Source organism: Streptomyces sp. NPDC040622 (assembly GCF_055593965.1).
Window position 1 is genome coordinate 1 of the sequence record NZ_JBVIXD010000035.1, and the last position, 1,416, is coordinate 1,416.

Genomic DNA, 1,416 nt, shown 5'->3' on the forward strand with positions numbered 1-1,416 from the left:
AACACAGTGGACGCGAGCAACTGAGGACAAGCCCTCGGCCTATTAGTACCAGTCACCTCCACCCGTTACCGGGCTTCCAGATCTGGCCTATCAACCCAGTCGTCTACTGGGAGCCTTAACCCCTCAAAGGGGGTGGGAATACTCATCTCGAAGCAGGCTTCCCGCTTAGATGCTTTCAGCGGTTATCCTTTCCGAACGTAGCCAACCAGCCATGCCCTTGGCAGGACAACTGGCACACCAGAGGTTCGTCCGTCCCGGTCCTCTCGTACTAGGGACAGCCCTTCTCAATATTCCTACGCGCACAGAGGATAGGGACCGAACTGTCTCACGACGTTCTAAACCCAGCTCGCGTACCGCTTTAATGGGCGAACAGCCCAACCCTTGGGACCGACTCCAGCCCCAGGATGCGACGAGCCGACATCGAGGTGCCAAACCATCCCGTCGATATGGACTCTTGGGGAAGATCAGCCTGTTATCCCCGGGGTACCTTTTATCCGTTGAGCGACGGCGCTTCCACAAGCCACCGCCGGATCACTAGTCCCGACTTTCGTCCCTGCTCGACCCGTCGGTCTCACAGTCAAGCTCCCTTGTGCACTTACACTCAACACCTGATTACCAACCAGGCTGAGGGAACCTTTGGGCGCCTCCGTTACTCTTTGGGAGGCAACCGCCCCAGTTAAACTACCCATCAGACACTGTCCCTGATCCGGATCACGGACCGAGGTTAGACATCCAGCACGACCAGAGTGGTATTTCAACGTTGACTCCACGAACACTGGCGTGCCCGCTTCACAGTCTCCCACCTATCCTACACAAGCCGAACCGAACACCAATATCAAACTGTAGTAAAGGTCCCGGGGTCTTTCCGTCCTTCTGCGCGAAACGAGCATCTTTACTCGTAGTGCAATTTCACCGGGCCTATGGTTGAGACAGTCGAGAAGTCGTTACGCCATTCGTGCAGGTCGGAACTTACCCGACAAGGAATTTCGCTACCTTAGGATGGTTATAGTTACCACCGCCGTTTACTGGCGCTTAAGTTCTCAGCTTCGCCACCCCGAAGAGTGACTAACCGGTCCCCTTAACGTTCCAGCACCGGGCAGGCGTCAGTCCGTATACATCGCCTTACGGCTTCGCACGGACCTGTGTTTTTAGTAAACAGTCGCTTCTCGCTGGTCTCTGCGGCCACCCCCAGCTCTGACAGTAAATGCCGTCACCGGTGATGGCCCCCCTTCTCCCGAAGTTACGGGGGCATTTTGCCGAGTTCCTTAACCATAGTTCACCCGAACGCCTCGGTATTCTCTACCTGACCACCTGAGTCGGTTTAGGGTACGGGCCGCCATGAAACTCGCTAGAGGCTTTTCTCGACAGCATAGGATCATCCACTTCACCACAATCGGCTCGGCATCAGGTCTCAGC

The 1,416-nt window shown here is 55.9% G+C and carries 1 rRNA gene (only partly in view); it reads right to left on the reverse strand.

Annotated features, from left to right (window positions below):
* Positions 1-22: 22 nt before the first annotated feature.
* Positions 23-1,416, reverse strand: a 23S ribosomal RNA gene (locus tag ACZ592_RS40275) (it continues 1,795 nt past the right edge of the window).